The sequence below is a fragment of the Streptomyces sp. NPDC059002 genome, assembly GCF_042740435.1.
Taxonomy (GTDB): Bacteria; Actinomycetota; Actinomycetes; order Streptomycetales; family Streptomycetaceae; genus Streptomyces.
The window spans coordinates 1-13,966 of record NZ_JBHYJI010000052.1 but is presented as its reverse complement, the minus strand read 5'-3'; the positions used below and the strand labels follow the sequence as shown (position 1 = coordinate 13,966).

Genomic DNA, 13,966 nt, shown 5'->3' with positions numbered 1-13,966 from the left:
GGCTGCAACGTCGGACACCTGTCTCCTCGCAATCCTCTTCAAGCTGTGCTGTGCCGCCGGGGCTGGATCTGTGGGGCGCCCGGGCGCGCCCGGGCCGGATCTCCGGGAACGCTCAGGCGCCGGCGAGCTTGCCGGTGAGCAGTTCGCCCAGGGCCGCGGGCGTGGGGTGGTTCCACATCTCCTCGGCGTCGATCTCGACGCCGAAGTGGTCCTCGATGTCGACGGCGAGCGACATGGCGCCCACCGAGTCGAGGCCGTAGTCGGCAAACGGACGCTGCGGATCGATCTCGTCCACGGAGCGCCGCGCGTAACCCGCGAACCTCTCGGTCAGCCAGGCCGTAATGGATTCAACAGAATGCTCGGCGGAAATTGGACGCATGGCGACCCCCCTGTGTCGACAACCCGATACATCCCGCGATAGAACCTGTCGATACAGTTCCCCGACAGTCTTCAGGATGCTCAAGGATTGGATTCGAGCGAGACCGTAGCAGCCACTCGAAGAGAGCGTCAAGATTATTCAAGACCTGGTCATCCTCGCAGGTCAGGGCCCTAATATGGCTTCAATAACGAGGGTATAAACCAAGCTCGTAAAGTAGCTTCCAGGGGCATTAGCGGGATCCTTGAAAAGGCGTATCGATGACCGCCCGCCATGCCAGGAATTTCGCATCGGTAAGCCATCCGCTTGGAGCTGGTATGTCACCAACCACCATTGCCTACTCGGAGCTGTACACCGCGCGCGAGGACGCGGCGACCAGCTATTTCACCGACCGCTTCGGCTTCCGTCTCATCGCCACGGCGGGGCCCGCGACCGGAACGCCCGACCGCCGTTCGTGGGCGCTGCGCAACGGCGCGGTCACCCTGGTCGTCACCGCCCCGGTCGGCGACGACGGCGAGGTCTCCCGCTATCTCGACGCGCACGGCGACTCCTTCGCCGACCTCGCCTTCGTCTGCGAGGACCTCGCCGAGGACTACGCGCGGGCCACCGGCGCGGGCGCCACCGCGCTGCGCGAGCCGAGCGCCGCCGTCGACCCGGCGCGCGAGGACCGCTTCGCGGTCGTCTCGGGCTTCGGCGACCTGCGCCACACCCTGGTCCAGCCGTCCGGCTCGCCCGCGGGGACGCTGCCCCCCGACCGCCGCTGGACCCTCGTCGAACCCGCCGCCGACGCCCCGGCCGCCGCCACCGTCCTCGGCGGGGTCGACCACATCGCGGCCTGCCTGCCCGTCGACACCCTCAAGCAGACCGTCGACTTCTACGACCAGGCGTTCAACCTGCACTACTTCTCCGAGGAGTACATCCTCGTCGGAGACCAGGCCATGGACTCCAAGGTGGTGCGCAATGAATCCGGCGGCATCACCTTCACGCTCATCGAGCCCGACCCGACCCGCAACCCGGGCCAGATCGACCAGTTCCTGAACGCGCACTCCGGCGCGGGCGTGCAGCACCTGGCCTTCCTCGTCGAGGACATCATCGGCTCGGTGCGCGAACTGAACGCCAGCGGCGTGGAGTTCCTCAACACCCCCTCGACGTACTACGACGTGATCCGCGAGCGCGTCGGGGACCTGGAGGAGCACATCGCGGACCTGCGCGACACCAACGTCCTCGTGGACCGCGACGAGTGGGGCCACCTGCTGCAGATCTTCACCCGCTCCCCCTACGAGCGCCGCACCGTCTTCTACGAGCTGATCCAGCGCAACGGCGCCCAGGGCTTCGGCAGTTCGAACATCAAGGCGCTGTACGAGGCCGTCGAGCGCGCCCGGGAGACGGCGAACCGGTGACCTTCCCCGCAGCCACGGCAGGACCACCGCCGCTGACCCTCGACGACTACGCCACGCTCGCCCGCCGCCAACTGCCCCGGCAGGACTGGGACTTCATCGCGGGCGGCGCGGGCAGGGAGCGCACCCTCGCGGCCAACGAGGCGTCGTTCGACACGGTGTCCCTGCGCCCCAGGGCCCTCCCCGGCCGCACCGAGCCCGACACCCAGGTCCGGATCCTCGGCAGCCGGTGGGCCGCGCCGCTCGGCGTGGCCCCCGTCGCGTACCACGAACTGGCGCACGGCGACGGCGAGAGCGGCACGGCCAAGGCCGCGGGCGCGCTCGGCCTCCCGGTGGTGGTGTCCACCTTCGCGAGCCAGACCCTGGAACGGGTCGCCCGCAACGCCGCGGCGCCGCTGTGGCTGCAGATGTACTGCTTCCGCGACCAGGAGGTGACGCGCTCGCTCGCCCGGCGCGCCGCCGACGCGGGCTACGAGGCCCTCGTCGTCACCGTCGACACCCCGTTCATGGGGCGGCGCCTGCGCGATCTGCGCAACGGATTCCAGGTGCCGCCCCACATCGTGCCCGCCAATCTGGTCGACGACCTGGCGGACGGCGCACAGGCGCGCGACGCGGCATCGCCCGCCGCGCACAGCCGCACCGCCTTCGACCCGGCGCTCGACTGGTCGGTGGTCGCCCGGCTGCGCGAGTGGAGCGGGCTGCCCGTCGTCGCCAAGGGCGTGCTGAGCGCCGAGGACGCGCGGGCCGCGCTCGACGCCGGGGTCGCGGGCATCATCGTCTCCAACCACGGCGGGCGCCAACTCGACGGCGCGCCCGCCACGTTGGAGGCGCTCCCCGAGGTGGTGGCCGCGGTCGAAGGGCGCTGCCCCGTCCTCATGGACGGCGGGATCAGACGCGGCTCCGACATCGTCGTCGCGCTCGCGTTCGGCGCCACCGCCGTCCTCGTCGGACGCCCCGTGCTGTACGGCCTCGCGGTCGACGGCACGGCGGGTGTGCACGCCGTACTCTCCATCCTGCTGCGGGAGCTGGCCGACACGATGGCGCTCACCGGACGCGCCACCGTCGACGCCGTCGACCTCTCGGTCCTCGCACCCCGCGCGGCGCACCTGCGCCACCTCCCGCACCCCCTCTGACGTACCTTCAGGTATCTCCGAGCACCACTGAGGAGCAGCGCTGATGACCCGTTCCACAGCCGGGGACCCGGCGCCCGACGCACCCGCCGTGGTGCTCGACGCGGGCACCCTGCACGCCAGCGTGACCAGCCCGGTCCTGACGACCATGACGTTCCTGAACGAGATCACGTTCCGCTATCCGGACGCGATCTCGTTCGCCCCGGGCCGCCCCTACGAGGGGTTCTTCGACGCGGACGACATCCCGCGCCTCGTCCAGGCGTACATCGACCATCTGCGGGACTCCGGCAGCAGCGAGGACGAGATCCGTACCGCGCTGTTCCAGTACGGCCACACCGCGGGCCAGATCCGTGAGCTGGTCGCCGGGATGCTGCGGGTCGACGAGGACATCGACGTACCCCCGGAGTCGGTGGTGGTGACCGTCGGCTGCCAGGAGGCCGTCCTCCTGGTACTGCGGGCGCTGTGCCGGGACCCCGACGACGTCATCCTCGTCGACAGCCCCTGCTACGTCGGCGTCACGGGCGCCGCCCGGCTCCTGGAGATCCCCGTGGTGGCGGTGCCCGGCACCGGCAGCGGCGTGGACCTCGACGCCCTGGAGCGCACCGTCGCGGAGCTGACCGCGCGGGGCAAGCGGGTGCGGGCGCTGTACGTCGTGCCCGACTGCTCCAACCCGACCGGCGTCAGCATGGAGCGCGCCGACCGCGAGGCGCTGCTCGCCGCGGCCGCCCGCCTGGACCTGCTGCTCCTCGAGGACAATCCGTACGGCCTCTTCAGCGGGCGGCGCAGGCCCACCCTCAAGTCGCTCGACGAGCGCCAACAGGTCATCTATCTCGGCTCGTTCGCCAAGAGCGCCTTCCCCGGCGCGCGCGTCGGCTATGTGGTGGCGGACCAGCGGGTCACCGGCCTCGCCGCCGACTCGGGACCGGCCGGTGACGGGCTGCTCGCGGCCGAGCTCGCCAAGATCAAGAGCATGATCACGGTCAACACCCCGAGCGTCTCGCAGGCGGTGATCGGTGCCATGCTGCTGGCGGGCGACGGCGGCCTGCGCGAGGCGAACGCCGTGGCGGCCAAGCACTACCAGGACATGATGGGACGCATCAGGGACGGCCTGGAGCGCGAGTTCCCCGCCGCGGAGCGGCCCCGCTCCCAGGTCTCCTGGAACCACCCCGACGGCGGCTTCTTCCTCACCCTGGACGTCCCCTTCGACGCGGACGACACCGCCCTCGACATCTCGGCCCGCGAGTTCGGCGTCCTGTGGACCCCGATGCGCTACTTCCACCTGGGCCACGACGGCGACCGCCAGATCCGCCTCTCCTGCAGCTACCTGACGGAGACTCAGGTGGACGAGGGAATCAGACGCCTGGCGGCGATGATCCGCCACCTGTCGACGTGAGACAGTCCCCGCGCCCCTTCAGGGGCGCGGGGAACTGCGCGCCCGGCCACAACGGACCCGCACCCGAGAACGCCCCGTCACCGGCTCCCGGTACGGCTCACAAGCCCCGCCTCGTACGCGAGAATCGCGGCCTGCACACGGTTCCGCACATCGAGCCGATTCAAAATCGCGCTCACGTAACTCTTCACCGTGCCCTCAACAAGGTTCATCCGCCGCCCGATCTCCGCATTGGACATCCCGGACCCGAGCAGCGTGAGCACCTCCCGCTCCCGCTCGGTCAGCAGGGCGACCCGGCTGCGCGCGGGCCCCGCAGGCGTGAGCCCGGTCTCCTGGAGCTTGGTGATGACGCGCCGGGCGACCCGCGGCGACAAATAGGCGGCGCCCTCCGCCACCGCGTGGACCGCGGCGATGAGTTCGCGCGGGTCGGACGCCTTGAGCAGGAAGCCGTTGGCGCCCTCGCTGAGCGCCCGCGTGATGAACTCGTCCTCGCCGAACGTGGTCAGCATCAGGACCGCGGTGCCCGGCACGGCGGCCTTGATCTGCGTGGCGGCGGCGAGCCCGTCGAGCTCGGGCATGCGGATGTCGACGAGTGCGACGTCCGGGCGGTGCAGCCGGCACTGCTCGACGGCCTCCTTGCCGTTCCTGGCCTCCGCGATCACCTCGATGTCCGGGTCGGCGGACAGGATCGAGCTGACTCCGGCCCTGATCATCGCCTCGTCGTCGGCGAGCATTACGCGAATCATTGTCTCCGCTTTCCTTGGTACGGCCTTGGTACGGCAGTTTCACCGCTGCGGCAACGCCTGCAGCCTGTCCTTGGACACCAGCACCCCGTCGTCGAAGCAGAGCCGGAACAGATCGCGGTTGGCGTCGAGCACATTGCGACTCGTCCCGTAGTACTGGCACGTCGAGCCCTCCGGTGCGGGCAGTTGCTCCGCCCGGCCGTCGGACGGCTTGTCCAGCGACGAATCGGGCAGCAGGTCGGCGAGTTCCTCGTGGGTCTCGCCGATCTCCATCCGCTCGAAGGTCTCCGCCGAGATGGCGGTCGTCATGACCGTGTACGTCCGTACGCCGATCAGCGCAAGGCCGGTGCCGACGGCCAGGACGACCGGCACCATCGCCATCCGCTTGAGCTGCCTGCGCAGCCCGTGCCTGGCCTTGCGCAGCTGGTGGGCGGATTCCGAATCCGCCGCGTCCGAGGGTGATTTCGCGTCATCCGCGTCGTCGGACAGCGGACTGTGCCGGGGCAGTCGCGCGGTCGCCGAGAAGACCCCGCCCGTCGAGTCGATCCGCAGCTTGCCGCCCGCCAGACGCACCCGCTCCTGGAGGCCGAGCAGTCCGCGGCCGCCGCTGGGCAGCCCGCTGTGCGCGCCGCTCTCGGGCAGTTCGTTGGAGACGGTCACATCCAGCTCGTCGGGGTTGCTCACCAGGTGCACGAGCACCGGCATGCCGGGGGCGTGCTTCATGGCGTTGGTGAGCATCTCCTGCACGACGCGGTAGGCCGCGCGGTCGGTCATCTGCGGCAGGCCCTCCAGCGTGCCGTCGCAGCGCAGCGTCACCGGCACCCCGGAGTCCTTGGCGCGCCCCACCAGCTCCGCGACGGACTCGGAAGCGGGCTCCAGGCGGGCCGGCTCGTCGTCGGTGTCGTCGCGCAGCAGCCCGATGACGTCGTGCAGCAGCTCGGTGGCGGTGATCGCGGTGGCGCGCAGCTGGGCGGCGCCCGCGCGGTGCCGCTCGGTGAGGTCGGGGGCCATTTCCAGGGCGCCCGCCTGGAGGGCGAGCAGGCTCAGCTCGTGGCCGAGCGAGTCGTGCATGTCCTGGGCGATGCGGGCGCGTTCGCGCAGCCTGACCTGTTCGGCGATGATCTGCTGTTCGCGCTCCAGATGGTCGGCGCGCTCCCAGCCCGCCCGGAAGACCTGGGCCCGCATCCGGCTGTAGTGGCCCGCCCACCACGGCAGGATGGCGAGCAGCTCGATGAGGGTCACGAACGGCCAGGACCACACATTGCCGAAGGCCGCGGCGAGGGCGAGGCCGAGGAGCGCGACGACGGCGAATCCGATGGTCGCGGGGCGCGCCTCGGGCATCCGGTGCCCGGCGAGCCAGCCGAGCACCACCATGGCCACCGCGGGCGACATCCCCAGCGGGATCGTGTCGATCGCAACGTAAAGCGGAGCAAAAGCAGTGACGGCCATGAGGGAAACGAAAGGTGCACGTCTACTCGTCGCGACGCCCACGGCGATGAGCGTCACTGACGCCGCCGACTCGACGGCGCCCTGTCGCGAGAAGGCCATCGTGACCGCGGGTGCCACCATGAGCAGGACGAAAAGGAGTGCGTCAGCGGCGGCTGTTCGCGAATGCAGATATTCGCCCACCCGCTGCCGACTCTTCGCCCAGACGGTCCCCGGGTCACTCGCCGATTCCACCACCCGCGCAACGTTACAAGGTCAACAGGCCTCTTGGCACGGCGAGTCGGCCCCGCACCTCCTTCGCTTTCCGGCACACGACGAAGGTCGGGGGGCGACCCTTCCTAAGGGCTATTGCGAAATTTCGAACGGCACCACAGTCGTGACGCACCGCATCCATGACCACCCGGGGCGGAGACTTTGATCACTACGCGCACATATGCGCCACCCAAACAGGGTCGAACCGGGCGCAGTTGAGCACTGTTTCGGCCAAGTGGCGCGAAGGGTGCGCCTGGACACTCGACTAAAGTAAGGCCGATTATTGACGATGGGCGACTGCGACGGTCGACCATAGTCCGTATGATTTCGAACTACGGGGGCGGAGGGATCGAGACCCTCCCTTGGCGGAACTCTTCCGTGCCGTGATGACGACCGAGCACCAGAGGAAGGTTCTGCGATCGACGGAGAGTCGGACCTCATGTCCTGTCAAATCTGTCCTGACGCAAAGGGGTAACTCCGCCTCGCTGCGGTGCTCCACTCGTTCGTAATCCGGCGCGGGCTCCATCGCCCTCGCGCGGCCGTGCACTGTCTCCCTTCGAGCCGCCATAAATACCGCAAGGTAATACCTGGGGGTAACTTCATGGAGTCGATTTTCTCGCCCAGCCCACCCCGACTGACGTCGGAAAGCTCTGACCGCACCACCGTCGATTACGTACCCAGTCCGCGAAGACAGGCCGCCAAGCAAGGCCTCGACTTTCGAATACTGGGTCCGTTGGAGGTCCGTGCGCGGTCGGAGAGCATCGCGGTGGGTGGGCCGCGCCAGCGTGCCGTCCTTGCGGCCCTGCTGCTCTCGCCCGACCAGGTGGTCTCCGTCGACTCCCTGATCGAGCAGGTGTGGAGCGGCAGCCCGCCCAGCACGGGCCGTACCCAAGTCGCCATCTGTGTGGCCGCGTTGCGCAAGGTGTTCCGCGCCGCGGGCTGCGAGCAGACGGTGATCGCCACCGTCACCCCCGGCTATGTGTTCCGCTCCGACTCCCACACGCTCGACACGGTCACCTTCGCGCGCCTGGTGCGCGCGGGCGAGGAGCAGGCCCGCCGCGGCCGGCTCGCCGACGCCGCCGACCTGATGCGTGACGCGCTCGCGCTGTGGCGCGGCCCCGCGCTCAGCGACGTCACGTCGAACTTCGCCGAGGTGGAGGTGATGCGCCTGGACGAGGAGCGCATGCACGCCATCGAACGGCAGATGGCGCTCCGCCTCGAACTGGGTGAACACGACGCACTCCTCGGCGAGTTGACCGCCCTCGTGCAGGCCCGCCCGCTGCGCGACCGCATGCGCGCCTATCTGATGCTGGCCCAGTACCGGTCGGGACGACGCGCCGAGGCGCTCGAGACCTTCCGCGAGGGCAGCCAGATCTCCGTCGAGGAGCTCGGCATCGGCCTGAGCACCGAACTGCAGGAGCTGCACCAGCTGATCCTCCAGGACGAGGCCCTCGACCTGGCCGCCCCCGCGCCCGCGACGACCGCCCCCGCACCGGACGACACCTGGTCGACCCCCGCCCAGCTGCCGCCCGGCATCCACGGCTTCGTCGGCCGCGCCACCGAACTGGCCTCGCTCGACCAGGCGTTGCTCGGCCGCACCGAGCACGCGCCGCTGCCCGTCGGCTGCATCACCGGCAGCCCCGGCATCGGCAAGACCGGCCTCGCGCTGAACTGGGCGCACCGCGCCGCGCCGCACTTCCCCGACGGCCAGCTCTTCATCGACCTCCAGGAGAACGGTCTCCCGCTGCACCCCCGCGAGGTCCTGCACCGCTTCCTGCGGGCCCTCGGCACCCCCGCCGACCGCATCCCGGTCGGCGTCGAGGAGTGCGCGGCGCTCTACCGCAGCAAGCTCGACGGCCGTCGCGTCCTCATCACGCTGGACAACGCTGTCTCCTTCGCCCAGGTGCGGCTCCTGCTGCCCGGCAGCGGTCTGTGCGGCGTCCTGGTCACCGGCAGGGACGGCCTCAACGACCTCCTTGAGAGCTCCGACACGCTGCGCGTGCGGCTCGGCGCCCTGTCCCCCGACGAGTCCGTCACGATGCTGCGGTCGATCACCCGCAACAGCCTCAAGACCACGGACCCGGAGACCCTGCGCACCCTCGCCGCGCTCTGCGACCACATCCCGCTGGCCCTGCGCGCGGCCGGCATCCGGCTGCAGAGCAGGCAGCACTGGTCGGCGGACGACCTGGTGGCGCGCCTCCAGGACCCCGAGCAGCGGCTCGCCGAGCTGAGCCACGGGGAGAACTCGCTGCGCAACCGGTTCGACCGCTGCTTCCAGAACCTGAGCACCCGGGTGGCCGCCGCCTACCACCGGCTCGGTTCGATCGACACCCCGGAGTTCGACCTCTCGACCGGCGCCAAGACGCTCTCCACGACGTCGGCGGAGGCGGAGGACCTGATCGAACGCCTGGTGGACGCCCATCTCCTGGAGGTCGTGGGACGCGACGCCTGGGGCGGCTTCCGCTATCGCTGGAAGGAACTCCTTCGCTTCCACGCGCGCGCGGCCGGCTGACCGGTCCGCGCGAAGAAGGCCGGGGCCCGTCCACGGAGCCCCGGCCGGTCCGTCAGTCCTGCCAGTCGGCGTACAGCGGCTGCAGGGCGTCGGCGAGGAACAGCTCCCGCATCGCCACCCGCTGGATCTTCCCGCTCGTCGTACGCCGGACGCTGCCCCTGCGCAGCAGCGCGACGCCGCGTACCGCGAGCCCGAACTCGCGGCTGACCGTCTGCTTCATGTCGGCCGCGAGGCGCGCGTACTCCTCGTCGGACAGCTGCCCGGTGATCTCCTGCGTCACCACGAGGGCCTCCTCGTGACGGTCGCCGCGCCGCCGCACGACCGTGAAGGCGGCACCGGGCAGGGTCGCCAACTCGGCATGCTGGGTGCGCAGTTCGTGCTCGACGTCCTGCGGGTACAGGTTGCGGCCGTTGATCATCAGGGTCTCCTTCATCCGGCCCGTGATGAAGAGTTCGCCGTCGAGCAGCGCCCCGAGGTCGCCCGTGCGCAGATACCGCTCGCCCTCCAGGGTGGCACCGAAGATCTCCTCGGTGGCGCCCTCGTTGTCCCAGTAGCCCTTGGCGACGCTGGGGCCGTTCAGCCAGATCTCGCCGACCTGCCCCTCCTCCAGGGCCGCGCCGGTCGCGGGGTCGACGATCCGGCAGGCCAGATCGTGCAGTTCGCCGCAGCTGACCAGCTCGCGGGTCGCGGGGTCCGTGACGCGGGTCCCCTTCGCCGGGGCGAGCACGTTCTTCTCCAGCAGCTCGGCGTCGGCCACCAGCGTGACGGGCTCGCGCCGCACCGAGCCCGAGACGTACAGGGTCGCCTCCGCCATGCCGTAGCAGGGCACCAGCGCGTCCGGACGGAACCCGTAGGGTGCGAACCGCTCGGTGAACTCCCGCAGCGTCGCCGCGTGCACGGGCTCCGAGCCGTTGATCGCATACTGCCAGCGCGACAGGTCGAGCCCCTCGATCTGTTCGTCCGTGATGCGCTGCACACACAACTCGTACGCGAAGTTGGGGGCGTTGGAGTGCCCGATGTCGAACCGGTCGATGGCGCGCAGCCATTGGTGCGGGCGGCGCACGAACGTGATCGGGTTGAGCGTGACCACGCCCCTGCCGAGCAGGACCCCGGTGAGCAGATGACCGATGAGGCCCATGTCGTGGTAGAGCGGGATCCATCCGCCGTGCCGGGTGCCGGGCGCGATGTGGAAGCTCTCCCCCATGGCCGCGACGTTGTGCAGCAGATTGCCGTGGGTGATCACCACGCCCTTGGGCTCGGAGGTCGAGCCCGAGGTGTACTGGATCAGGGCGGGGGTCTCGGGGTGCGCCGTCTCACCGGGCAGGGTCACCGCATCGTCGTACGAAACCGCGTCGTCGTACGAAACCGCGTCGTCGGCGGAAGGACCCTCGCCCCCCGTCACCAGCAGCGGCACGTCGTCGAGTGATTCCGTGAGCGCCCACTCGGACACCGCAGGGTGGTTGGCCTCGTCGGTGAGGATCGCGCGGATGCCTCCCTGGCGCACGATGCCCTTGACCCGCTGGCGCTCGCGCCGGTTGCGTCCCGGCAGCGGGGCAGGGACCGTGATCAGCCCCGCGTACAGGCAGCCGAAGAAGGCGACGGGGAACTCCGTGCCCGACGGGTACTGCAGGAGCACCCGGTCACCCGCCACCAGGCCGAGTTCCGCACGCAGCCGGCCGGCCAGCCCCCGGGCCGCCCGGTCGAGCCGGGCGTACGTCAGCGTGTCGTATCCGTCGTCGGTGTCCGGGACGCGGATGTGGATCACCGCCGCCTCGTCGGGCCGCGAGCGGGCGTGCCCGCGCAGGACCTGGGACAGGCTGGACGCCTTGCGTACGTCGGTCATCGTTCTCCACGTCGTCCGGGGCCGGCGGGCGGCGCGCGGCCGAGGGTGCGCTTGCCGAAGAGGCGCTTCTGACACTGCCGGACGACGGTAGGGAACTCCCTTATGCACCGAGTATCGAGCAGCCATTCCCCGGCAGCGGCCACCGGATAACAGGGCGATACACACCGCATATCCCGCGATCCGAGACTGGTCACGCTCGACTGGAGGGCCGCCGAAAACCCCGCGCCCCGCAGCCCCGAGCCGCAGAGCGTGGATCCCCGTCCAAGGAGTGCCGGATGACAAGAGCGGGCACGAGCACGGCAGTGATCACCGGAGTGGGCGCCTATCTGCCGCCGAACACGGTGTCCAACCACGAGTTGGTCGAGCGCCTGGACACGACGGACGAATGGATCCGGTCCCGTACCGGCATCGCCCGGCGGCACGTCATCTCCCCCGGCACGACCACCGCCGACCTGGCGGTCGAGGCCGGCCGGCGCGCGCTGAAGTCGGCGGGCCACGACCGGGTCGACGCGGTCGTCCTCGCCACCACCACGCCCGACAGGCCCTGCCCCGCGACGGCGCCCGAGGTGGCGTCGCGGCTCGGTCTGACCGGGGTCGCCGCGTTCGACGTGTCGGCCGTGTGCACCGGCTTCCTGTACGGCCTCGCGACCGGCGCGGGACTCATCGCGGCGGGCACGGCGCAGCACGTCCTCGTGATCGCCGCGGAGGCGTTCACCACCCTGATCGACCCCGAGGACCGCGCGACGGCCCCCATCTTCGGCGACGGCGCGGGCGCGGTGGTGCTGCGCGCGGGCCGTGCGGACGAGCCCGGCGCCGTCGGCCCCACGCTGCTCGGCAGCGACGGCGAGAACGCCGACCTCGTCGCCGTCGGCACCAGCGGCGGAGCACGCCGCGCGGACGGCGGCCCGCTGCCCCGCGAGGAGCGGTACTTCCGGATGGCGGGGCGCCAGGTCTTCCGGCACGCGGTGACGCGGATGTCCGTCGTCTGCGCGGACGCCCTCACCGCCGCCGACTGGACCGCGGCCGACGTCGACCTGCTCGTCGCCCACCAGGCCAACGCCCGCATCACCTCTGCCGTGGCCGACTTCGTGGGCATCCCGCCCGAGCGGCGCGCCTCGAACATCGAACTGGTCGGCAACACCGCGGGCGCCTCGGTCCCCGTCCTGCTCGCCGACGCCGCGGCCGACGGCACCCTGCGCCCCGGCCACCGGGTGCTGCTCACCGCCTTCGGCGGGGGCCTCACCTGGGGTGCCGCCACCCTCGTCTGGCCCGATGTGTCCCCCGTCCTGTGAACCGCACCTGAATCGCTTGGAGATCCGCATGTTCGACAAACTGCTCGCCATCCTCGGTGACCAGCTGCACGTCCCGGTCGACGGCCTCACGCAGGAGACCTCGCTCGCCGACGCCGAGCTGGACTCGCTCGCCCTCGTCGAGCTGAGCCTGATCCTGGAGAAGTCGCTCGGCTTCGAGATCCCGGAGGACTCCCTCACCGGCGTCACCACCCTCGGCGACGTCGTGGGCCTCATGGAGAACGCGGGCACGAGGGCCTGATGGAGCGTCACGACATCGCCGTCACCGGCCTCGGTCTCGTCACTCCCGCCGGCATCGGCGTGGCGGCCAACTGGCAGACGGTGTGCGCAGGGCGGCCCACGGCGGCCCTGGACGAGACCCTGGCGGACAACCCGGTGCGGATCTCCAGCCGGGTGCCCGGGTTCGACGCCGCCGCGCTGCTCGGCGCCCGCCGCGCGCACCGTCTCGACCGCTTCGTCCAGTACGCCCTCGTCGCCCTGCACGAGGCCCTCGCGGACGCCGGGCTCGACGCCACCGCGTGGGACGCCCCGCGCGTCGGTGTCGTGCTCGGCACCGCCCAGGGCGGGCAGTCCACCGTCGAGCGCCAGCACCAGGTGCTCACCGAGGAGGGGGCGGGCCGCGTATCGCCACTGCTGCTGCCCATGCAGCTGCCCAACATGCTGGCCGGGCAGGTCGCCATGGAGTGCGGGGCGCGCGGCCCGAACCTGGTCGTCGCCACGGCCTGCGCCTCGGGCAACACGGCGATCGGCACCGCCCGCGACCTGCTGCTGCTCGACCGCTGCGACATCGTCATCACCGGCGGCAGCGACGCGATGGTGACGCCGCTGATCATGGCGGGCTTCGCGCAGATGGGCGCGCTCTCCCGCCGTCAGGACGACCCGGGCGCGGCGTCCAGGCCGTTCGACGCGGACCGGGACGGCTTCGTGGGCGGCGAGGGCGCGGGCATCCTCGTCCTGGAGCGCCTGACGGACGCCAGGGCCAGGTCGGCGCGGGTGCACGCGCGCGTCGCCGGGTACGGCGCCTCCGCGGACGCCCACCACCTCAGCGCCCCCGACCCGCAGGGCCGCGGCGTCGAGGCGGCCGTCCGCGCGGCACTCGCGGACGCCGGTGCGGGCACGGCGGACGTGCGGCACATCAACGCCCATGGCACGTCGACCCCGTTGAACGACAGGGTCGAGGCCGAGGCGATCGAGCGCATCTTCGCCGGCACCGGTGACCCGCTCGTCACCTCGACCAAGGGCGTCACCGGTCACCTCCTGGGTGCGGCGGGAGCGGTCGAGAGCATCTACACGATCCTCGCCCTCGAACGCGGCGTGGTGCCCCCGACGGCGAACCTCACCACCCTCGACCCCGCCGTCCACCTGGACGTGGCCACCCGGGCCACCGAACGCAAGGTGGACTTCGCCCTCAACCACTCCATGGGCTTCGGCGGCCAGAACGCGGTCCTCGCCTTCCAGGCGGCCTGAGCGGCACCCCACCGGCCCCCCACAGGCGAGGCAAGGGGCCCCACCCCCGCCCGGGGGGGGGGCCGCCGGCGTGGCGGGGGCCCCAAAACCCCCGGGCGGG

The 13,966-nt window shown here is 71.1% G+C and carries 11 protein-coding genes; 7 read left to right on the top strand and 4 right to left on the bottom strand.

The features are described 5' to 3' along the window. Window positions 1-112: 112 nt before the first annotated feature. Window positions 113-379: an acyl carrier protein gene (locus ACFWZ2_RS33400; protein WP_384552117.1), complete on the bottom strand. Its 267-nt coding sequence runs from the start codon at window positions 377-379 to the stop codon at window positions 113-115. Window positions 380-693: 314 nt separating this feature from the next. Here ACFWZ2_RS33400 and hppD point away from each other — a divergent pair, with 314 nt between their 5' ends. From hppD to ACFWZ2_RS33385, 3 genes are read left to right on the top strand one after another with little or no spacing between them, the layout of a single operon-like run. After that, window positions 694-1,776 (top strand): 4-hydroxyphenylpyruvate dioxygenase, encoded by a 1,083-nt coding sequence (gene hppD, locus ACFWZ2_RS33395; RefSeq protein ID WP_384552115.1) that lies wholly within the window; start codon window positions 694-696, stop codon window positions 1,774-1,776. After that, window positions 1,773-2,906 carry an alpha-hydroxy acid oxidase gene (locus ACFWZ2_RS33390; protein ID WP_384552113.1) on the top strand — a complete coding sequence of 378 codons (1,134 nt, stop codon included), beginning with the start codon at window positions 1,773-1,775 and terminating at the stop codon, window positions 2,904-2,906. Before hppD ends, ACFWZ2_RS33390 begins: the two co-directional genes overlap by 4 nt. Before the next feature lie 43 nt (window positions 2,907-2,949). Continuing rightward, window positions 2,950-4,296 carry a PLP-dependent aminotransferase family protein gene (locus ACFWZ2_RS33385; protein WP_384552111.1) on the top strand — a complete coding sequence of 449 codons (1,347 nt, stop codon included), beginning with the start codon at window positions 2,950-2,952 and terminating at the stop codon, window positions 4,294-4,296. 77 nt (window positions 4,297-4,373) lie between these two features. On the opposite strand, the gene ACFWZ2_RS33380 is transcribed toward ACFWZ2_RS33385, so the two are convergent. Next, complete coding sequence (locus ACFWZ2_RS33380) at window positions 4,374-5,039, bottom strand: response regulator (protein ID WP_384552109.1); 666 nt, start codon at window positions 5,037-5,039, stop codon at window positions 4,374-4,376. 39 nt (window positions 5,040-5,078) lie between these two features. Continuing rightward, a complete protein-coding gene (locus ACFWZ2_RS33375; RefSeq protein ID WP_384552107.1) occupies window positions 5,079-6,428 on the bottom strand; it encodes a sensor histidine kinase in 1,350 nt (449 codons plus the stop codon). Between the two features lie 1,039 nt (window positions 6,429-7,467). Between ACFWZ2_RS33375 and ACFWZ2_RS33370 the strand changes: the two genes are divergently transcribed. Next, a complete protein-coding gene (locus tag ACFWZ2_RS33370) occupies window positions 7,468-9,246 on the top strand; it encodes a BTAD domain-containing putative transcriptional regulator (RefSeq protein ID WP_384552105.1) in 1,779 nt (592 codons plus the stop codon). Between the two features lie 52 nt (window positions 9,247-9,298). On the opposite strand, the gene ACFWZ2_RS33365 is transcribed toward ACFWZ2_RS33370, so the two are convergent. Then, window positions 9,299-11,089, bottom strand: a complete 1,791-nt coding sequence (locus ACFWZ2_RS33365) for a fatty acyl-AMP ligase (protein ID WP_384552102.1) — start codon at window positions 11,087-11,089, stop codon at window positions 9,299-9,301. A 275-nt stretch (window positions 11,090-11,364) separates the two neighbouring features. Here ACFWZ2_RS33365 and ACFWZ2_RS33360 point away from each other — a divergent pair, with 275 nt between their 5' ends. Genes ACFWZ2_RS33360 through ACFWZ2_RS33350 form a run of 3 tightly spaced genes read left to right on the top strand, consistent with a single transcriptional unit; the run spans window position 11,365 to window position 13,866 of the window. After that, on the top strand, window positions 11,365-12,381 hold the full coding sequence (locus ACFWZ2_RS33360) for a beta-ketoacyl-ACP synthase III (protein ID WP_384552101.1): 1,017 nt from the start codon (window positions 11,365-11,367) through the stop codon (window positions 12,379-12,381). Window positions 12,382-12,409: 28 nt separating this feature from the next. Next, complete coding sequence (locus tag ACFWZ2_RS33355; protein ID WP_384552099.1) at window positions 12,410-12,640, top strand: acyl carrier protein; 231 nt, start codon at window positions 12,410-12,412, stop codon at window positions 12,638-12,640. Further along, entirely contained in the window at window positions 12,640-13,866 is a 1,227-nt protein-coding gene (locus tag ACFWZ2_RS33350; protein WP_384552097.1) for a beta-ketoacyl-[acyl-carrier-protein] synthase family protein, read from the top strand. The genes ACFWZ2_RS33355 and ACFWZ2_RS33350 overlap by 1 nt, the downstream gene beginning before the upstream one ends. The last annotated feature ends 100 nt before the right edge of the window (window positions 13,867-13,966 follow it).